The 17,874-nt window shown below is 65.9% G+C and carries 22 protein-coding genes; 13 read left to right on the top strand and 9 right to left on the bottom strand.

Annotated elements, in window-relative coordinates; genetic code table 11:
- Nucleotides 1-18: 18 nt before the first annotated feature.
- Together AWC31_RS13340 and AWC31_RS13345 are read right to left on the bottom strand one after the other, a co-directional pair.
- The gene (locus tag AWC31_RS13340; protein ID WP_085144681.1) at nt 19-561 is read right to left on the bottom strand and encodes a hypothetical protein; all 543 of its coding nucleotides are present in this window, start codon (nt 559-561) and stop codon (nt 19-21) included.
- A gap of 10 nt (nt 562-571) precedes the next feature.
- Nucleotides 572-1,030: an AAA family ATPase gene (locus AWC31_RS13345; protein ID WP_165765963.1), complete on the bottom strand. Its 459-nt coding sequence runs from the start codon at nt 1,028-1,030 to the stop codon at nt 572-574.
- Between the two features lie 63 nt (nt 1,031-1,093).
- Here AWC31_RS13345 and AWC31_RS13350 point away from each other — a divergent pair, with 63 nt between their 5' ends.
- The 3 genes from AWC31_RS13350 to lipE all read left to right on the top strand — a co-directional run bounded on the left by AWC31_RS13350 (nt 1,094) and on the right by lipE (nt 3,530).
- Nucleotides 1,094-1,750, top strand: a complete 657-nt coding sequence (locus tag AWC31_RS13350) for a class I SAM-dependent methyltransferase (protein WP_234816844.1) — start codon at nt 1,094-1,096, stop codon at nt 1,748-1,750.
- Between the two features lie 62 nt (nt 1,751-1,812).
- The gene (locus tag AWC31_RS13355) at nt 1,813-2,298 is read left to right on the top strand and encodes a peroxynitrite isomerase (RefSeq protein WP_085144683.1); all 486 of its coding nucleotides are present in this window, start codon (nt 1,813-1,815) and stop codon (nt 2,296-2,298) included.
- Nucleotides 2,295-3,530 carry a lipase LipE gene (gene lipE, locus AWC31_RS13360; protein WP_207626346.1) on the top strand — a complete coding sequence of 412 codons (1,236 nt, stop codon included), beginning with the start codon at nt 2,295-2,297 and terminating at the stop codon, nt 3,528-3,530. The genes AWC31_RS13355 and lipE overlap by 4 nt, the downstream gene beginning before the upstream one ends.
- Before the next feature lies 1 nt (nt 3,531).
- Here lipE and AWC31_RS13365 read toward each other — a convergent pair whose 3' ends face one another.
- Nucleotides 3,532-3,963 (bottom strand): PPOX class F420-dependent oxidoreductase, encoded by a 432-nt coding sequence (locus AWC31_RS13365; protein ID WP_067853936.1) that lies wholly within the window; start codon nt 3,961-3,963, stop codon nt 3,532-3,534.
- A 48-nt stretch (nt 3,964-4,011) separates the two neighbouring features.
- On the opposite strand from AWC31_RS13365, the gene AWC31_RS13370 reads away from it, so the two are divergent.
- Nucleotides 4,012-5,559: an acyl-CoA carboxylase subunit beta gene (locus tag AWC31_RS13370; protein WP_085144684.1), complete on the top strand. Its 1,548-nt coding sequence runs from the start codon at nt 4,012-4,014 to the stop codon at nt 5,557-5,559.
- On the opposite strand, the gene AWC31_RS13375 is transcribed toward AWC31_RS13370, so the two are convergent.
- Nucleotides 5,560-6,045 carry a GNAT family N-acetyltransferase gene (locus tag AWC31_RS13375; protein ID WP_085144685.1) on the bottom strand — a complete coding sequence of 162 codons (486 nt, stop codon included), beginning with the start codon at nt 6,043-6,045 and terminating at the stop codon, nt 5,560-5,562. It abuts the gene before it with no gap.
- 57 nt (nt 6,046-6,102) lie between these two features.
- On the opposite strand from AWC31_RS13375, the gene AWC31_RS13380 reads away from it, so the two are divergent.
- The 4 genes from AWC31_RS13380 to AWC31_RS13395 all read left to right on the top strand — a co-directional run bounded on the left by AWC31_RS13380 (nt 6,103) and on the right by AWC31_RS13395 (nt 8,501).
- A complete protein-coding gene (locus tag AWC31_RS13380; protein WP_067853767.1) occupies nt 6,103-6,540 on the top strand; it encodes a DUF4383 domain-containing protein in 438 nt (145 codons plus the stop codon).
- Nucleotides 6,541-6,813: 273 nt separating this feature from the next.
- Nucleotides 6,814-7,212, top strand: a complete 399-nt coding sequence (locus tag AWC31_RS13385) for a heme-binding protein (RefSeq protein WP_067853933.1) — start codon at nt 6,814-6,816, stop codon at nt 7,210-7,212.
- Nucleotides 7,213-7,294: 82 nt separating this feature from the next.
- The gene (locus tag AWC31_RS13390; protein ID WP_085144686.1) at nt 7,295-7,744 is read left to right on the top strand and encodes a winged helix-turn-helix transcriptional regulator; all 450 of its coding nucleotides are present in this window, start codon (nt 7,295-7,297) and stop codon (nt 7,742-7,744) included.
- Nucleotides 7,745-7,811: 67 nt separating this feature from the next.
- On the top strand, nt 7,812-8,501 hold the full coding sequence (locus tag AWC31_RS13395; RefSeq protein WP_085144687.1) for an SDR family oxidoreductase: 690 nt from the start codon (nt 7,812-7,814) through the stop codon (nt 8,499-8,501).
- A gap of 27 nt (nt 8,502-8,528) precedes the next feature.
- Here the strand turns inward: AWC31_RS13395 and AWC31_RS13400 are convergent, their stop codons facing one another.
- Together AWC31_RS13400 and AWC31_RS13405 are read right to left on the bottom strand one after the other, a co-directional pair.
- Nucleotides 8,529-9,458, bottom strand: coding sequence for an aromatic alcohol reductase (locus AWC31_RS13400; protein WP_085144688.1), 930 nt, complete (start codon nt 9,456-9,458; stop codon nt 8,529-8,531).
- Between the two features lie 146 nt (nt 9,459-9,604).
- Entirely contained in the window at nt 9,605-10,369 is a 765-nt protein-coding gene (locus AWC31_RS13405; RefSeq protein ID WP_085144689.1) for an SDR family oxidoreductase, read from the bottom strand.
- A 102-nt stretch (nt 10,370-10,471) separates the two neighbouring features.
- On the opposite strand from AWC31_RS13405, the gene AWC31_RS13410 reads away from it, so the two are divergent.
- Entirely contained in the window at nt 10,472-11,389 is a 918-nt protein-coding gene (locus AWC31_RS13410) for a LysR substrate-binding domain-containing protein (protein ID WP_165765955.1), read from the top strand.
- A gap of 35 nt (nt 11,390-11,424) precedes the next feature.
- Here the strand turns inward: AWC31_RS13410 and AWC31_RS13415 are convergent, their stop codons facing one another.
- Both AWC31_RS13415 and AWC31_RS13420 read right to left on the bottom strand, forming a co-directional pair.
- Entirely contained in the window at nt 11,425-11,796 is a 372-nt protein-coding gene (locus AWC31_RS13415; protein ID WP_085144691.1) for a heme-binding protein, read from the bottom strand.
- A 49-nt stretch (nt 11,797-11,845) separates the two neighbouring features.
- Complete coding sequence (locus AWC31_RS13420) at nt 11,846-12,145, bottom strand: hypothetical protein (protein ID WP_085144692.1); 300 nt, start codon at nt 12,143-12,145, stop codon at nt 11,846-11,848.
- Nucleotides 12,146-12,392: 247 nt separating this feature from the next.
- Here AWC31_RS13420 and AWC31_RS13425 point away from each other — a divergent pair, with 247 nt between their 5' ends.
- The 4 genes from AWC31_RS13425 to AWC31_RS13440 are packed head-to-tail and all read left to right on the top strand — an operon-like array spanning nt 12,393 to nt 17,288.
- Nucleotides 12,393-12,953 (top strand): hypothetical protein, encoded by a 561-nt coding sequence (locus AWC31_RS13425; protein ID WP_085144693.1) that lies wholly within the window; start codon nt 12,393-12,395, stop codon nt 12,951-12,953.
- A 10-nt stretch (nt 12,954-12,963) separates the two neighbouring features.
- Nucleotides 12,964-14,283, top strand: a complete 1,320-nt coding sequence (locus tag AWC31_RS13430; protein ID WP_085144694.1) for a Dyp-type peroxidase — start codon at nt 12,964-12,966, stop codon at nt 14,281-14,283.
- Between the two features lie 9 nt (nt 14,284-14,292).
- On the top strand, nt 14,293-15,294 hold the full coding sequence (locus tag AWC31_RS13435; protein ID WP_085144695.1) for a hypothetical protein: 1,002 nt from the start codon (nt 14,293-14,295) through the stop codon (nt 15,292-15,294).
- Between the two features lie 53 nt (nt 15,295-15,347).
- Nucleotides 15,348-17,288 carry a CocE/NonD family hydrolase gene (locus tag AWC31_RS13440; protein ID WP_085144696.1) on the top strand — a complete coding sequence of 647 codons (1,941 nt, stop codon included), beginning with the start codon at nt 15,348-15,350 and terminating at the stop codon, nt 17,286-17,288.
- Here the strand turns inward: AWC31_RS13440 and AWC31_RS13445 are convergent.
- Nucleotides 17,257-17,850, bottom strand: a complete 594-nt coding sequence (locus tag AWC31_RS13445) for a class I SAM-dependent methyltransferase (protein ID WP_085144814.1) — start codon at nt 17,848-17,850, stop codon at nt 17,257-17,259. The genes AWC31_RS13440 and AWC31_RS13445 overlap by 32 nt on opposite strands.
- Nucleotides 17,851-17,874 lie beyond the last annotated feature (24 nt).

Here is a 17,874-nt window from a genome sequence, read left to right on the forward strand (position 1 = left end):
ATGAAGCGATCGCGGGTGCTAGATGCCCGCGGGGCACACCACAGGGGGTGCCCGCATTCCCAAACCAGCGCGCAGCAGAACAGGGCGCGCCACGACGGTGTCCGACGGCCACCAGACCGCGTGGCCGGCGGGGCGGACGCGGCCGAGGATGAAGACCCGCAGCCAGCACAGCACCGAAGCACAGACGACGTAGAGGTACTCGACCGCGCCGATCAAGAGTCCGAGGCCGACCGCGGCCGCGACGTGCAAGCCCAGCATCGGCGCGGACAACAACGATGTCGCGTGATGGTGACCTCCGGTCAAGCTCAGCGCGAGGTGGCCGAGCGTCTGGCCGGCGCCGAGCCCCGCGATCAGCAACGCCGTCCGGCCCACGCGGGTCTCGGGGGTGAATCCGCCGACCACGGCGCCGAGCGTCGCGCACAACATGACCAATACGACCAGCGGACTGCTGGACGGCGCGGCGCCGCCCGCGGCGGTATGTGCGACCGCGGCCGTCAACGCCGAGCAGGCACCCACCAACCCTCCGCGCATGCGCGCGGCATGGTTGACAGGTGTGCTCACCTGCGGGACTTTACCGCCCTGCCGCGTCGGCGATTGCGACGAGCGCGTCGGCGACCTCGGCGGCCGACCTCGTGGTGTCCAGTTCATGTGTGGCGGACGCCCGCAGCAGCGGCTCGATCTCGTCGATATCGCCGGTGATCCTCGCCAGCTCGGCCGCGGTTTTGCCGAAGTCATTGCCGGTACGCGTGCGCAATCGGTGAAAGATGACGTCGCGCGGTGCGCTGAGCAGGACAACGGCGGCGAACCTCGGGTAGAAGTCCACCTGATTGGCCACCGTTCCGAGGACGAACAGCGGACCGGTTCGCGGTCGGCCGAGCAGCGCCTCGATGTCCGGCTCACGCCACAGCGGCTCCTCGTCGACCACGTGGATCCAGTCGCCGTAATCGGTGTCGACCGTCTCGTACCCACGCCGCGCCAGTTCGGCCAGGACAGTCGACTTACCCACCCCCGACATTCCGGTGATCAGAATCGCGGTCACGCGCGCAGTCTCTCACCTGGGTGGTGTCATGCCTCCTGCCTAATGTTGATCCTCGTGTACGACCAGTACGAGTTGATCGCCACCGAGTACGCCGCAACCTTCACCGACGAATTCGACGTCAGGCCGTTCGACCGCCGCCTGGTGGAGTCATTCACCGACCTCGTCCGGCAATCCGGCGGCTCCGATGCTCTGGACGTGGGCTGCGGGCCCGGTCAAGCAACCGCCGAGCTCGCCCGCTGCGGGCTGAACGCCGTGGGCATCGACGGCTCGCCGGCCATGGTTTCGATTGCCCGGCAACGCTATCCGCAGGCTCGATACCAGGTTGCCGACATGTTCGACCTGCCATACCCGCCGGCGAGCTTCGCCGCGGTGTGTGCGTGGTACTCGATCATCCATACCTCAACCGAGCGCCTCCCCTCCTTGTTCGCCGAATTCGGCCGCGTCCTCACCGATCCGGGTTGGCTGTTGCTTGGCTTCCAAACCGACGCTCCCCCTTCGGTTTACGCTGAGGCGTTCGGCCATCGGGTCGACATGACGTTCTTGCGGCACGACACCTCGACGGTGTGCGACGCCCTGCACACTGCCGGGTTCACCGTGTACGCGACAGCCAGACGTGAACGCCAAGAGCATCTCAACGAGCTCACCGCTCAAGCCTTCGTGATCGCCCACCGGACGGTCGATCAGGCTGGTCCGCCACCGAGAAGTCCATAAATCGAACACTAGTTCGAACCACCGACAAGTCGGCGCTGCTGCGGCCGCCGTACCCTGGCGATGTGGTTGACCTCCATCCCGGCATAGCCGTCCTGGCCCCCTTGCTGGGCACGTGGGCCGGCCCCGGCGCCGGTGAGTATCCGACGATCGAACCGTTCGAGTACCTCGAGGAGATCACGTTCGGCCACGTCGGCAAGCCTTTTCTCACCTACAGCCAGCGCACGAGGGCCCGCGATGACGGCCGCCCACTACACGCGGAAACGGGCTATGTCCGTGTCCCGGAGCCGGACCGGCTGGAATGGGTCCTCGCTCATCCGACGGGCATCACCGAGATCCAGGAAGGCACACTGACAACCGATGGAGACCGCATCTCGATGGATCTGACCGCGACCACCATCGGCCTGACCGAGTCCGCCAAGAAGGTGACCGCGCTGGCCCGGTCTGTCCGCGTCGAAGGTGACGAACTGACCTACACCGTCCGGATGGGTGCCGTCGGGCAACCGCTGCAGCATCACCTGGCCGCGACCCTGACGAGGAAACCGCAATGAACATCGATGGCAAGATCTCGGTACCCACCGACCTGGATGCCGTCACCGACATCGGCGACGAAGACCACTCCGACATCGATGCCGCGGCAATCGAGCGCATCTGGCAGTCCGTGCAGCACTGGTACCGCGCCGGCATGCATCCCGCGATCCAGGTGTGCCTGCGGCGCAACGGGAAGGTGGTGCTCAACCGTGCGATCGGCCATGGCTGGGGTAACGGCCCGGACGATCCCCCGGACGCCGAAAAGATCCTGGTCACAACGGAAACCCCGTTCTGCGTGTATTCCGCGGCCAAGGCGATCAGCTCGACCGTCGTGCACATGCTGGTCGAACGCGGACACTTCTCGCTCGACGATCGGGTGTGCGACTACCTGCCGAACTACACGAGCCATGGCAAGGACCGCACCACGATCCGCCACGTGATGACCCACAGCGCGGGCGTGCCGATCCACACCGGCCCGCGTCCCGATGTCACGAGGGTCAATGACAGCGAGTACACACGCGAACAACTCGCGACGCTCAAGCCCCTGTATCGGCCCGGCCTGGTGCACATCTATCACGGGCTGACGTGGGGACCGCTGATCCGTGAGATCGTCTCGGCGGCCACCGGTCGCAATATCCGCGACATCCTGGCCGAGGATATCCTCGATCCGCTCAAGTTCCGGTGGACGAATTACGGCGTTCTGCCGGAAGAGGTTCCACTGGTCGCACCCAGCCACGTCACCGGTAAACCATTGCCCGCGCCCATCGCGGCGGCCTTCCGCGCCGCGGTCGGTGGCACGCCCGACCGCATCATCCCGCTCAGCAACACACCGCTGTTTCTCACCAGCATCGTGCCGTCGTCAAGCACGGTCTCGACGGCCGACGAGCTGTCCCGCTTCGCCGAGATCCTGCGCCGCGGCGGCGAACTGGACGGCGTGCGTATCATGAGCCCCGAGACCCTGCGTGCCGCAACGGCACCGTGCCGGCGGATGCGTCCCGATGTCGCGACCGGTCTCAAGCCGATGCGGTGGAGCACCGGTTACATGTTGGGCGGCAAGCGATTCGGTCCGTTCGGCCGTAACACCCCTTCGGCGTTCGGCCACACCGGGCTCGTCGACATCGCGGTGTGGGCCGATCCCGCACGCAAGTTGTCGGCTGCCGTCGTCAGCAGTGGCAAGCCGGGCGGACAGCGCGATGCCAAGCGTTATCCCGCTGTCCTCGACCGCATCGCGGCCGAGATCCCGCAGGGTTGAGTCAGCGCAGTTTCTCACCGTAGACGCGCTCGACCGCCAGGGCCATCAAGACCCTGCGGTCGGACACCATCACCGACCGGTATTCGTCCCAGTCGGGATGCTCGCCTGCCGCGTTGCGGTAGTAATCCACGAGCGCCTGCACCTCGGGCCCGTGCGGATCGGTGCCCGGCCCGGTCAACGTCACGGCCCCCTCTGCGGTCGCCCACGCCCAGCCGTCTGCGCTCGTGACCTCGAGCGCAGCCCGCGGGTCGCGACGCAGGTTCACGGTCTTGGCCCGGCCTTCGGTCATCGACACATAGATGACGTCGGCATTTCGGTCGTAGAAGGGTGTCACCGGGGACAGTTGCGGGACGCCGTTGGATTTAATGGTGGCGAGTACCCCGAGTCGGGCCTCGGCGAGCAGGGAGCGTGGATCGAATGAGGTGACGGTCACACCCACCGCAACCGCCGATCGCCCGGTCGCTATTCCAGTAGGAGCACGATGCCCGACGAACCGATCCGCGACGATCTCGCCGAAGTGCTGCGGCGCCGGGCACTGACGCAGGACGACGCCCGGCCCGACGCGGTGGCGCGACGCCACGCTGCCAAGGGCAGGACGGCCCGCGAGAACATCGCCGACCTCATCGACCCCGAGTCGTTCGTCGAGTACGGGCGATTCGCGATCGCCGCGCAACGCCGGCGTCGCGACGACACCGATCTCATCGAACGAACCCCCGCCGACGGCCTCGTCGCGGGCACCGCGCGCATCGGCGGCCACGCATGCGCTGTGCTGTCGTACGACTACACCGTTCTCGCCGGAACACAAGGCGCGCTGGGCCATCGGAAGAAGGACCGGCTGTTCGAGATCATCGAGCGGCTGCGGCTGCCCACGGTGTTCTTCGCCGAGGGCGGCGGCGGTCGGCCCGGGGACACCGACTACCCGACCGTGTCGTCGTTGGAGGTGCGGGCGTTCAAACTGTGGGCGGCGCTGTCGGGTGTGGTGCCGCGCATCGCGGTCGTCAAGGGCCGCTGCTTCGCCGGCAACGCGGTGATCGCCGGGGCGGCAGACCTGATCGTCGCAACCGCGGACACCTCGATCGGGATGGGCGGCCCGGCGATGATCGCCGGCGGTGGTCTCGGCGATATCGCCCCCGACGACGTCGGGCCCATCTCGGTGCAGGCGCCCAACGGCGTCGTCGACGTCGTGGTCCCCGACGAGGCCGCGGCCGTCACGGCCACCAAGAAGCTCCTGGGTTACTTCCACGGGCCAAGTGAACCGGGGCCCGCTGCCGACCAAACAGCTTTGCGCACAATGGTTCCGGAACGAGCCCGCCGCGCCTACCACGTCGGGCCGATCATCGAGACGCTCGCCGACCAGGACACGGTGACCTACCTGCGCGAAAAGTTCGCGCCCGAGATGGTGACAGCGCTCGCGCGCATCGACGGCCGCCCGGTCGGCGTCATCGCCAACAACACCAGGGTCATGGCCGGTGCCATCACGGCTGCGGCGTCGGACAAGGCCGCACGGTTCCTGCAGTTGTGTGAGGCGTTCGGGCTGCCGGTGGTCTCGCTTGTCGACTGCCCTGGGTACATGGTCGGCCCGGCTGCCGAGGCCGAGGCTTTGGTGCGCCGTGGCTCGCGGTTGCTGGTGGCCGGCGCGGCGTTGAGTGTGCCGCTGGTCGCGGTGATCCTGCGACGGGGGTACGGCCTTGGCGCACAAGCGATGTGCGGAGGAAGCCTGCACGAACCGCTGCTCACGGTCGCGTGGCCGGGAGCGCACCTGGGTCCGATGGGTCTCGAGGGCGCCGTCCGGCTCGGGATGCGCAAGGAACTTGAGGCGATCGAGGACGCCGACGCCCGCGAGCAAGCCGTACGCGCCGCGACTGCGGCCGCCGAAATGCACGCCAGGGCGCTGAACTCGGCGTCGATGTTCGAAATCGACGATGTCATCGATCCGGCCGAGACGCGGTCGCTGATCGCCGCCACCCTGACTGCGGCCGCCGAACACGAAAGACCGCCTACGGCCCGCCGGTTCGTCGACACCTGGTGATCACAGCTCCAGATACATGATGTGCAGGCCTACCGGTCCGTGCGTGCGGGACCGGTAGGCGCGGGGAACAGTGCCGATGATCCGGAATCCGAGGTTCTGCCACAGCGCCACCGCCCGCACGTTCGTCTCGACGACGGCGTTGAATTGGATTGCCGAATAACCGTTTTCGCGGTGCCAGTCGATCACCCACTGTCCCATGGCGCGCCCGACACCACGGGCGGGCGACGCCAGGTCCACCATGAAGCTCGCGGTGCCGACGTGATTACCACGGCCGGGTTTGTTGGGGCCCATCCTTGCGGTGCCGACGACGACGCCGTCAACCACCGCGACGATGGTGTGCCCCGGTGGCGCCGCGAGCCAGGCCTCGCGGATCTGCGCATCGGTCATGTCGTCGGGGTAGGTGTAGCTTTCGCCGTCGGCCACGATGGCACGAAAGAACGGCGCGATCGCGGCGATGTCGGCTGCTTCGGCGGCTCGAATTTCCACGCTCCGACCTTACGACGGGCATTGACTACGCTCTGTAGTAGACGTAGCGTCCGAGACATGAGGCGATGGAGTTTCGCCCAGTGGGGCCTACTGCTGATCTCGCTGTTTCACGTGGTCCAAGCGATCATCGGATTCATCGTCGAGCCGAGCTTCGCGACCGGGCCCGACGCACCGACCGCCCAGATCCTCGGCATGGACTACAACGGCTGGCACGCTGTCGCGGGGCTCGCGCTGTTCGGCCCCGGCCTGGTGCTGTGCTGGCGTAGATCGTGGGCGGTTCTCTACCTGTTGCTGGCCGCGGTGGCCGGCGCATTGCCCGGAATCTGGGCGTTCTTCTCCAACCAGGTCGCCTACATATTTGCCTTCCCGAACAACGTCACCGACGCGATCGTCCATCTGGTTACCGCCGCAGTGATGCTGGCGATCGCCGCCGTGCAGATCCGGCGGGACGGCGGCCTGCGAAACTCGCTCGCCGAGCTAAGGCGCGAAGGCTGACTTCCCACGGTTAGCTGGGGCCGTCGTCCGATAACAATTCGGTCACCATGCAGATCACGATCAATTAAGAGCGGCCCGCGAAACCTGAGAGTTTTCAAGATCTCAATTCGAATACAGGGCGGATTGAGGCGTAATTCACTCCCGCCAGCCGTAACACTTCTCCGCAGGTAGTTGCTGCGAGAGCCAGGTGCGTTTTGCTCCACCCAGAGACGGTTACTTTCGACTCGGGCGGGGAAATCAGCGACCACAATCGCGACCCAAAGGAAAATGATCATGAAATTCACTGGTATCACTGCGCGCCGCGGAATCGCCGGTGCCTGCGCCTCCGGTCTGCTCGGGGGCGTCGCCGCAGCAATGATCGCCGCACCGGCGGCGAATGCGGCACCGGACTGCAGCGCCAGCGGGCTGGCTAACACGGTCAGCTCAGCCACCGGCGCGGCGCGCGCTTACCTGGACACCCACCCGGGTGCCAATCAGGCGGTCACCACCGCGATGACCCAGCCGCGTCCGCAGGCCGCAGCGACGCTGCGTGGTTACTTCACCGCCAACCCGGCGGAGTACTACGACCTGCGGGGCATCCTGGCTCCGATCGGTGATGCACAGCGTGCGTGCAACGTGACCGCGCTGTCACCCGAACTGTCATCGGCCTATGACGAGTTCATGGCCGGCTGACCCCATGAGGATCGGCCCCCCGCCTTCGGGCGGCGGGCCTTTCTGACTTCGATCTCCCAACTCAGAGTCGTACCCTCGAAGCATGGGACGAAAGAACGTCGAGACCTTGCAGTGTTCGGTCGCCCGAAGCCTCGCCGTCCTCGGTGAACGATGGACGATCCTCATCCTTCGCGAGGCACTGCTGGGCACGACGAGATTCGCGGACTTCCAGTCCCGCCTCGGCATCGGCGCCGACATGCTCAGCGACCGGCTCGCGACGCTCGTCGACTACGGCGTGATGACCAAAACGTCCTACCAAGAGCCTGGTCAACGCGCCAGGCCCGAGTACCGGCTCACCCCGGCCGGGCGTGAGCTCCACGTCCTCGTCGGCGCCCTACAACAGTGGGGCGACCGCCACCTGCCCCGCCCCGAGGGCCCCACCGTCGAGCTGAAAGCACGGCGCACCGACCGGCCGGTCCACGTCGCGTTCATCGACGACCTCGGCTACGAGGTACCCAGTGACGATGTCGCGGCGATGCTCACCGGCAACTGAGGGAACAGATCCCTCCACCGCACGGTTCTAACTCCACATAACCAAGTCAGCCTCACAAGGAGTCACCGTGCAGATTCAGGGATCCGTCGCGTTCGTCACCGGAGCCAACCGCGGCCTCGGCCGCCATCTGGCCCAACAACTCGTAGCCCGCGGCGCCAAGGTGTACGCCGCCGCGCGCAACCCAGAAACCATCACGCTCGACGGTGTCATCCCGGTTCGCATCGACATCACCGATCCCGCCACCATTGCCGCGGCGTCGGAAATCGCGCGCGACACAACTCTTTTGGTGAACAATGCGGGAACCGCCAGCTACAACGGACTCCTCGAAGGCCCGCTCGACGACATCCGTGCCCAGATGGAATCCCACTACTTCGGCACGTTGGCCGTGACGCGCGCATTCGCGCCACACCTCATCGCCAACGCGCCCGGCGCCGTGCTCAACGTCGCCTCGGTGCTGTCCTGGATCCACCCGGCAGGCATCGGCGCGTACTCGGCGGCCAAGGCCGCCCTGTGGGCCCAAACCGATGCTGTGCGTGAGGAATTGGCCCCGAAGAACGTCGCGGTGACCGCACTGCACGTCGGTTACATGGACACGGACATGACCGCGGGCGTCGACGCCCCGAAGGCCGACCCGGCACAGGTCGCGGCCGCCGCTCTCGACGGCGTGGAAGCCGGCCTGGTCGAGGTGCTCGGCGACGACCTGACCCGCCAGGTGAAGGCCGGCCTGAGCGCCGACCGCGGGGCCGTCACTGTCTAGACCGGCGGCGGCAGAATCGTCTGGTGGTCACCCGAGATTTCGTCGGGCCCATTCCTCGGCCGTCGTCGTAGCGATCCCGTGAAGCGCGTTGTAGGACTGCGCTTTCGGCCAGGCCACGCCGTTCGACCGGGCGAACACCGCACGGTACTTGCGCATCGTGTCCTCCGGATCGCGGCGCAGTTGATCGGCCAGGTACTCGGAGGTCCACTCCACACGGGTGACCGTGGTTCCCCGGACCCGGTCGACGATGTCGGCGAGTTCGCGGTAACTGATCGTGTCGCCGGCAAGGTAGACGACCGTGTCGCGGATCCGGGGTTGGGCGAAGACGATGTCGGCGGTGAGCACACCGATGTCTTCTGGCGTCGTGAGAGTGACTTCGTTGTCCCAGCTTCCGAGGGCATGCACGGTGTTGGCGGCAAGATCGACGACACCGAAGGCGGGTTCGAACAGGAAGCTGGTGAACATGCCGGTGGAAACGATGACCCATTCCGTGGTGTGCTGGTCACGTAAGAGATCGCGGACGTCGAGTTGCTCGTCGAACAGCGGTTGGGCGCTGCCCCGCCCGATCTCGTCATAGTCGACGCCGAACTGCCACGGGAAGTAACGCGGCACGCCTGCGGTGAGTGCGGCACGCGCGAGTTTGAGCTGGGTGCCCGAACCGGCCGCGAAGCCGATGCAGCTGATGACGGTGTCGTAGCCGCCCATGATGGCCGCGAGTTCGGCGGCCGAAGCGGTCGCGACATCGGCGTGCTCGATCGCGATGCCCATGGCGGTCAGCTCCTTACTGCGGCTATCCCGTTGTCCGCCGGTGTCGGGTGCTGGTGGCCGCAACAGCACGCTGATCGTCGCGGCGCCGGGGTGCTCGCCGACATGGCGGGTGAGTGCGGCGAGCACACTCGCGCCGAGTTCTCCGGTGCCGATGACGAGGATCGCGGGGCCGGCTGTGGTGGGTGGCATCGTGAGTTGGTCCTATGCTGCTGGTTCGGGTCAGGGAGGACTCAGTGCGCACTGCGTCCCCTGCGATCAACCGACAGCTGTGCCGCGATCATTCCGCCGCCGTACCGGCTACAGGTGAGCCGTGAAGCCCACGGCGAAGCTCAGGCTCAATGCCCGTGCGGATCTGCGGCATTGAGCGTGGCGACCACCTGGTCGTAGTCACCACGGGCCTCGCCGTAGCGCAGGAACTTCACCCGCTCGACCTGAATCTCCTTGGCGTCCGGCTGGCTTTCCAGCAGACCGACGACCTCGGAGACGAAATCCTCCAGCGGCATCGCGAAGCTGCTCTCGCGTTGGCCGGGGATCAGATCGGTGGCGACGGACGGCGGGATCAGCTCGACGAACTTGACGTTGGTGTCCGAAAGCTGCAGCCGCACCGATTCGGTGAGCATGTGGACGGCGGCCTTGGACGCGTTGTAGCTCGGCGTCGCCTTCAATGGGGCGAACGCCAACCCCGACGACACCGTGACGAACGTCGCGTCTTCCTGCGCCTGCAGATGCTCGACGAACGCGGCGATGAGGCGAATGGGGCCAAGCACATTGGTGGTGACGACGGACTCCGCCGACCGCAGGAACATCTCTGGGTTGTGCCAGTTCTCGACGGCCATGATGCCTGCCATGGCGATCACGACGTTGAGGTCGGGATGCTTGTCGAGCACCGTCGCGGCCGCACCTTCGATGCTCGCGGGGTCGGCGACATCGATCTGGACCGTGTCGAGTTCTGGATGCTCGGAGGTGATCTGGTCGAGAAGCTCGACACGCCGGCCACCGACGATGACGGTGTTGCCCTTCGCCTGCAGCGCGAGGGCGAGTTCCAGACCGATACCACTCGTCGAACCCGGAATGAAGATGGTGTTGCCCGAGATCTTCATGTGCGTGCCTTTCTTTTCAAGTTGCCAGTAGTAACGGCGGGCCCCTGAGCCAGGCTTCCAGTTCCAGGCACATTAGTCGCATGCATATTTAGGATGACGTGTATGCACATGGCGCATATCGATCGGATCGACCTCAATCTGATCCCGCCGCTTGTCGCGCTCATCGAAGAGAGGCAGGTGTCCCGCGCCGCCGAGCGCGTGGGCCTGAGCCAGCCGGCGATGAGTCGGGCCCTGCAGCGGCTGCGCCGCCTCCTCGACGATCCGCTGCTGATTCGCGACTCGACCGGCTACCGGTTGTCCGCCCGTGCCGAGTCGATCCAGGCCCAACTGAACATCGTGCTACCCCAGCTCGAAACCATCTTCGCGCCAGCGGATTTCGATCCGCGAGCATCGACACGGCCGGTTCAGTTGGCCGCCACCGACTACGGGGTGCAGACCTTCGGGCCGGCGATCTGCGGCGAGTTGCTTCGCCAGTCACCGCACACGCCGGTGCGCTTCCACAGTTGGACCCCCGACGGGGTCGCGGACCAGATCCGTAATTCGGCCATCGATTTGGGCCTCTACGGCGGCTTCGCCACCGCTGACCTGCACTCGGAGGAACTGCTCGTCGAACGATTCGTGTGTGTCGTCGCGGCCGATCACCCACTGGCTGACGCCGGAAGCATCGCGCTGCCGGAGTACTGCCGTGCCCGCCACGTCATCGTCGATGTACACGACGGTCTGCAACCCGACATCGACCTGCCGCTGGCCGAACTCGGCATGCCGCGACGGCCCGCGGTCACCGTGGCCTACCACGCGGTCGCCACGCAACTGCTGCCCGGCACCGATCTGATCGCCACCCTGCCGAGCCAGGCCGTCGCTACATCGATGGCAGCCGACCAGCTCCGGGTCCTACGCGCCCCGGACGAGATCGCGACGTTGCCCTACCGAATGGTCTGGCATCCCGCGCTCGACAACGACCGCCGCCATCAATGGATCCGCGACGTCGTGCGATCGGCGGTTCGGCGACGCGTGGCGTGAACGGGTCCGGCAGAACCGTCGCCACACGCTGTTGATCAGGGGGTAGCCGGCAATCCGCAACGTTGACGGAAGTCGGCCGAGGGCTGCCGGATGCGCTGAAGGTCGTCGCGGACCGTCGGATTGGCGTTGAAGTAGTTGTCCACCTGCGCCTTGATCTGGTCCTTGGGCTGACCTTTGAGGCTGGTGAAGAAATCGTTCACGTCGGGGTGCGCGATGAGGTAATTCGACGTCTCGAACGTGACGCCGGACATCACTCGGGCGAGTTCGGCTGCCGTACATGGCGGCGGGACCGGCGGCGGTTCGGCTCCCGCCACGGCGGCCGAGCCGAACAGCATCGCACCGGCCAAAGCCCCGGTGCCGATCGCCACCTTCACCGCGCGGCGTTGGGAACGCATTGAGGACGTCATGTTGGCTCCTTTGTCAGAAAGTGTGCTTGAAAAGTGTTGGGGCAACTACTCAACGAGGCCGGCCGGGCCGGCCGATGTCGATGCCGCCTCCACCGCCGGGACCGGGATCCCAGCCGATGTCGAGATCCCATTCGGTGCCGCAATACCAGTCGTACTCGCAGGGGTACGGAACCACCGGAGTCGCGGCCCGCGGCACTCCGTCGGCACCACGGACCTCGCCCTGCGCGCATACCGTGGACCCGCCACTGTATGTGCAATCAGCCATGGCCGGTGGCGCTGCGAGAACCATTGCAAGTGGACTGGCCGCCGCCGCCAAACCCACCAATAGATAGCGCTGAGTTGATCGCACGGGCGTCTCCCTCTGTGCATTCAAATGGGGCTTGTCGCTCCCTGCGGCGAAGCTTAGGCCGCATTTCCGCGCACGACGCAAGAAATGCATTTTCTCTCGGCGACGACACAAATACTTGAATAGGGAGCAAAGAACTTAGGGCCGCAAGACTCCCGACAACTTTCCGCCGTGTTCATCGCGAAGTACGCCCCGGCAGCGCTGCCGCCGGTGTACCGTCCGCTTCCAACAGGTCGAACTTGGAGGCGCCATGGCCAACGGCAATCATGACTGGACGAAACCGGCAGCCTTGGCGATTCCGAAAGAGGGATATTTCGAACTCGAACGCGGGCGATACGGACCCGTCTATCCCCGAACTCCGGCTTGCTACGGATTTTCCATAATCGCGAAAGTGAAAGAAGGCCGTGAGGAGGCCGTCCGCGCGTACGGAAAGCAGATCGAGGACGCGATCGCCGGCAGTCCCGATGTGCTGGCACCGCTACGCCTGCATTACCTGCGGTGGGTGTTGTTCGACGTCGGCTCCGGCCTGCATTTCCAGTACCAAGGCATATTCGACACCGACTTCGACAAGTACACCGAGGACGCGGTGCAGTTGTTCAGCGCCACCGGTATCACGACCGTATTCACCAACCTCGAAGGCTTTCCCGAGGACTGGAAGGAAAACCCAGACGCCTTCGTCAAGTTCGTACGTGAACACCAGTGCCCGAGCTTTCTCGAGTACGGCGAGTATCCCTACGTCACCGCCGATGAGATAAAGAAGGCACTGCGACTCAAGGCTGCGTTCTCGCACATGCTCGATCAGATGCAGTGAGTCGGTCCCGATGCTCGAACTCGACGACATCCAACACATCCTGCTGACTCGCACGCCGGCCATCACCGGGCGCTACGAGTTTCTGTCCTTCGACACGCCGGTCGGCGGCCGCGCCTGGTTGGCCGAATTGCTCGACAAAGTTCAGTCGGCAGCGGATGTCCAGGCCACGATGGACACCTCCGATCGCTGGGTCACGCTGGCGTTCACGTGGACCGGCCTGCGGGCCCTCGGTGTACCCGACGAGTCCCTGGCCACATTCCCGGACGAGTTCCGTGAGGGCATGCCGGCCCGCGCGGACATCCTCGGCGATACCGGGACCAACGCGCCCGAACGCTGGGTCGGCGGCCTGGCCGGCTCAGACCTCCACGCGATCGCAATCCTGTTCTCGCGCACCGATGAACAATGCCGACGCTCCATCGCCGAACACGACAAACTGCTGGCGCGGACCGACGGAGTCCGTAGCCTGTCGTTTCTCGACCTCAACGCGACGCCACCATTCAACTACGCCCACGACCACTTCGGATTCCGAGATCGGTTGTCACAACCCGTGATGAAGGGGTCGGGCGAAGAACCGACGCCGGGTTCCGGCCCGGCCTTGGAGCCGGGTGAGTTCATTCTCGGCTACCCGGACGAGGACGGTCCGGTCGCCAACCTGCCGCAACCAGAGGTGTTGTCCCGCAACGGTAGCTACCTGGCGTACCGACGACTGCAGGAGCATGTCGGGGCATTCCGCGACTACCTGCGGGAGAATGCCGACACTCCGGACAAGCAGGAACTGCTGGCCGCCAAGTTCATGGGCCGATGGCGCAGCGGCGCGCCGCTCGTGCTGGCGCCGGACAAGGACGACCCTGAGTTGGGCGCAGATCCGATGCGCAACAACGACTACAACTACAAGGAGATGGACCCGTTCGGCTACGCGTGCCCACTGGGGTCACACGCTCGCCGCCTCAATCCGCGCGACACCGCCCACTACATGAACCGCCGTCGGATGATCCGGCGCGGTGCCACTTACGGCCGCGCACTGCCCGACGACGCACCCGACGACGGCGTCGACCGTGGCATCGCCGCGTTCATCATCTGCGCCGACCTGATTCGGCAGTTCGAGTTCGCGCAGAACGTCTGGATCAACGACAAGACCTTCCACGAACTCGGCAACGAACACGACCCGATCTGCGGCACCCAGGACGGCACGCTCGATTTCACCGTTCCGAAGCGCCCGATCCGCAAAGTGCACAAGGGAATTCCGGCTTTCACGACGTTGCGCGGCGGGGCGTACTTCTTCCTGCCCGGCATCAACGGCCTGCGCTACCTCGCTGCGCTCGACAGCTAGAAGGACATCATGCGAGCTCGCACGTACAACCAGAGCCATGCGTCCAGGGCACACACCGGCGGGCGGCGGATCAGCATCTACTGGACCTGGAGCTATCCCTGGGAATCCCAACGTGATCCGGCCGAAGTGTACAACCGGTTCTCCACCATGACCGAGGTACGCAACGTCGCGTGGCCCGCGTACGAGACACCGGAGTACGACGCGGCCAATTTCCTGCAGGGCATCGCCGGAACCCTCGAGCTGTTTCACCGGTCCACGTTGTCCTTCCAGGACCTGGCCGAGGAGGCCACGGGCCATCCCGTCGCGGTGTTCCAGCGCATCGATCAGGCCGGGTACAAACTTCCGATCGACGACCGCATCCTGGCCGACACCGACACGCTGATGGTGTTCGGGCTCGATCATCTCCTGTCCCAACAGGAGGCCACACCCGACGAGATCGCGGCAATCACCGAATGGCTCAAGCGCGAAGGCACCTGCCTGCTCCTGGCGCCCCATCACGATGTGGGCTTCACCGACGACTACGCGCAGCGCCAGGTCGAGTACGAACACCACGGCGACCGGCTCGTCCCGCGTCAGCAACGCTTCGGCCAGTACACCCGCTCACTCATGCACGCGTTGGGCGTGCCCGTGCACAACACGTGGGGCCTTCGGCCTGCCGTGGTGAATGGCACGAAGGAAATCGCACCACTCACCGCGGTCCGCGACCTCGACAGCCTTCGCCTCCTCGACAACGTCGCCACGTTCAACTTCCACCCACACCTGCCGCACTACGAGCTGACCGCGCCCGAAACCGACCAACTGCGAGTCCTGGGCCGCCAGCGCATCGACCCCAACCGTCCGCATCCGTTCACGGCATCGGGCAACACCGAATTCAACGCGCTGATCTGGATGCCATCCACTGGCCAGCGAGCCGGTGACATCCTCCTCATCGACTCGACCCACTTCACGACGTTGTTCGGCGGCACCGACAGCCTGCGCAATCTCTGGCACAACCTGGCCACCATGCGATAGCCACGACGCCACGCCTTACCGTCTACCTTGTCGACACCAGTCAAGGGGGACCGATGGCGAACAGATTGCAGGCATGGCGTGAGAAGGCCATCGTCGGCTGGGCGGCTACGCGCACGCGGAAGCGAAGCCCGTCGCCGCTCGAACCGGAGTGGACACCGGGGCCCGCGCGCTACGGCGTCGGCGTACACCACAATGTCGCGGTTCCCACGTCCGACGGAACTGTCCTGCGGGCCGATGTCCACTACCCCACCGATCCCGAGACCGGCCGGCCTGCTGTCGGCCCGTTCCCGGTGCTGCTGTCGATCACCCCGTACGGGAAGAAGGCCCCGCCACCCGCGGCGCAGATCGGCGGCGGTGCCACCCGCTACCTCATCCGGCGCGGCTATATCGAGGTGATGGCCGATGTTCGCGGCACCGGCGTATCGGGCGGATCGTTCGAGATGCTGGGCGTCGAGCAGGTCACCGACGGGGTCGACCTGGTCAACTGGGCGGCCAAGCTGCCGAACTCGAACGGCCGCGTCGGCATGTTCGGGATCTCCTACCTCGCGATCAACCAACTCCTCACCGCGGCTGCGGTCGGCCCGGATTCCCCCCTCAAAGCGATCTTCCCGGTCATGGCCGCCAACGACTTCTACCGCGACGTGGTGACGATGGGCGGCGTGCCGCACATGCGCACGGTCCGGGCATACGGCGCCGTGTACTCGTTGCTCAACGTCGTCAATCCGGCGCTCGAGTTCGCCAAGCGCGGCAGCCATGATCGCCCTCGCGCCGGTGGGCTTGCCGCGGTGCGGCAGCGTGGTCGCGACCAGCGGACGTACTTCCGCACGATGACGGCCGACGCGGCGCAGGGCGGGGACACCGCGTTCGACGGCCCGTTCTGGGACACCATGCGCGCGAGTGACGTGTTGCCCAAGATCGTCGAGAACGACATCGCGGTGTTCCTGGTCGGCGGATGGCACGACGCGTTTCAGCGCGGTGCGCCGCTGAACTACACCGCGCTGCAGAACGCGTACGCGGGCCGGCCGCCGAACGCCCCGATGGAGCCGGGTCAGCCGGTGTCGGACAAGGTCCAGCTGATGATGGGTCCCTGGTACCACGTATCGGATCTCGACGGGCTGCACCTGCACGCGATCCAATTGCGGTGGTTCGACCGCTGGCTCAAGGACGCCGACGACGCCGCGGTGAGCGGGCCCCCGCTGCGATTCCAGCCGATCGGCAACTCGCACTGGTTCCACACGCGCGAATATCCCTTCCCCGAGGCCACACCCACGCGCTTGTACTTGGCCGAAGGCGGCGGCTTGCTCACCGAGGCCGCCGACGGACGCAGCGAGGCGCCGCTGCGCTACACCGCACGCGGGCCGATTTCGGGGCGCAGCCTGGAGCAGTGGAGCCTAGGCATGGGCAGTTTCATGGTGTCCCAGACCGGCAGGCAGATCCGCTACGACCTCGACCACAGCCGGATGCAGCGCGAGGCTCTGACCTACACGACACCGGAATACCGCACAGCGCAACTGATCGCGGGGCCGATCACCTTGACGCTGTTCGCCACCGCGAACACCGCCGAGACACTCTGGGTGGCATATCTGGACGACGTCTCGCCCGAGGGCGTCAGCAGGCCGGTGACACAGGGTGCGCTGCTGGGTTCACACCGCGCGCTCGACCCGGAGGCGACGTGGTACCTCCCGGACGGAACGGTGCTGCGCCCGCAGCATCTGAGCACCCGTGCCGCAGCACAACCGGTCGTCCCAGGCGAGCTCACGCGCTACGACCTCGACATCTTCCCCACCGCGGCGCTGATCGAACCCGGACATCGGCTGCGATTGACCCTGACGACCTACGACTTTCCGCACCTGGTTCCCACCAAACCGGCACGTGCAGCGCTCGCCGGCGGGCTTTACCAGGTCAGCCAGGGCGGAGATTCGCCGTCCAGCCTGCTCATCCCGCTGGCTGACCCGGTTGCGTTCAGTGCGGACGGGTCGCGCGATAGTACGTGATCTGACCGATCACCCGATGGCGTTCGGCTCTGGTTGTGGTGCAATCGAATCCGGCCGCTTCCAACACGCGCGGTATGGCATCGCCACGCACGTCGACGATATGTAACAGCCCGCCGGGCTTGAGAACGCGAAGGAGTTCGGCGGCCGCCGCCGCCTTCGTCGTATCGTCGAGATGGTGCAGCATCATCGACGACAGTGCCCGGTCGAACTCACCATCACCGAACGGCAGCTGCTGCGCATAGGCCCGCTCGAATCGAATACCGGTTAATCCCTTCGCTTTTCGCCGGGCGCGTCGCAGCGCGCGCGGGTCTGGGTCGGTGGCGGTGAACTCGCTGCCCGGAGAAGAGCGTTTCGCCCGCGTGGTGAGATTCCCGGTGCCGCAACCAATTTCGACGACCCGTTGCCCGGGCTGCAGATCGGCGTCGTCGACCAGCGTGGCGTAGACGCGGCCCATGCCCAATACCCGAGTCAACAGATCGTAGGCCGGGAGCAACAAGTCGTGACCGGCGGCGGGCAGATAGTCGTGCCGGTTTCCGACGAAATGCGGATGATATTCGGTCATGGCACCCATCATCCAAGTGCGGAT

The organism is Mycolicibacterium wolinskyi (assembly GCF_002101965.1).
In the GTDB taxonomy this organism is placed as follows: domain Bacteria; phylum Actinomycetota; class Actinomycetes; order Mycobacteriales; family Mycobacteriaceae; genus Mycobacterium; species Mycobacterium wolinskyi.

Excerpts from the sequence above, each read along its gene's own strand:
- lipE (WP_207626346.1), top strand. The coding sequence starts at position 2,295 with ATGAACATCGATGGCAAGATCTCGGTACCCACCGACCTGGATGCCGTC.
- AWC31_RS13370 (WP_085144684.1), top strand. The coding sequence starts at position 4,012 with ATGCCCGACGAACCGATCCGCGACGATCTCGCCGAAGTGCTGCGGCGC.
- AWC31_RS13380 (WP_067853767.1), top strand. The coding sequence starts at position 6,103 with ATGAGGCGATGGAGTTTCGCCCAGTGGGGCCTACTGCTGATCTCGCTG.
- AWC31_RS13385 (WP_067853933.1), top strand. The coding sequence starts at position 6,814 with ATGAAATTCACTGGTATCACTGCGCGCCGCGGAATCGCCGGTGCCTGC.
- AWC31_RS13390 (WP_085144686.1), top strand. The coding sequence starts at position 7,295 with ATGGGACGAAAGAACGTCGAGACCTTGCAGTGTTCGGTCGCCCGAAGC.
- AWC31_RS13400 (WP_085144688.1), bottom strand. The coding sequence starts at position 9,458 with ATGCCACCCACCACAGCCGGCCCCGCGATCCTCGTCATCGGCACCGGA.
- AWC31_RS13405 (WP_085144689.1), bottom strand. The coding sequence starts at position 10,369 with ATGAAGATCTCGGGCAACACCATCTTCATTCCGGGTTCGACGAGTGGT.
- AWC31_RS13410 (WP_165765955.1), top strand. The coding sequence starts at position 10,472 with ATGCACATGGCGCATATCGATCGGATCGACCTCAATCTGATCCCGCCG.
- AWC31_RS13415 (WP_085144691.1), bottom strand. The coding sequence starts at position 11,796 with ATGACGTCCTCAATGCGTTCCCAACGCCGCGCGGTGAAGGTGGCGATC.
- AWC31_RS13425 (WP_085144693.1), top strand. The coding sequence starts at position 12,393 with ATGGCCAACGGCAATCATGACTGGACGAAACCGGCAGCCTTGGCGATT.
- AWC31_RS13430 (WP_085144694.1), top strand. The coding sequence starts at position 12,964 with ATGCTCGAACTCGACGACATCCAACACATCCTGCTGACTCGCACGCCG.
- AWC31_RS13435 (WP_085144695.1), top strand. The coding sequence starts at position 14,293 with ATGCGAGCTCGCACGTACAACCAGAGCCATGCGTCCAGGGCACACACC.
- AWC31_RS13440 (WP_085144696.1), top strand. The coding sequence starts at position 15,348 with ATGGCGAACAGATTGCAGGCATGGCGTGAGAAGGCCATCGTCGGCTGG.
- AWC31_RS13445 (WP_085144814.1), bottom strand. The coding sequence starts at position 17,850 with ATGACCGAATATCATCCGCATTTCGTCGGAAACCGGCACGACTATCTG.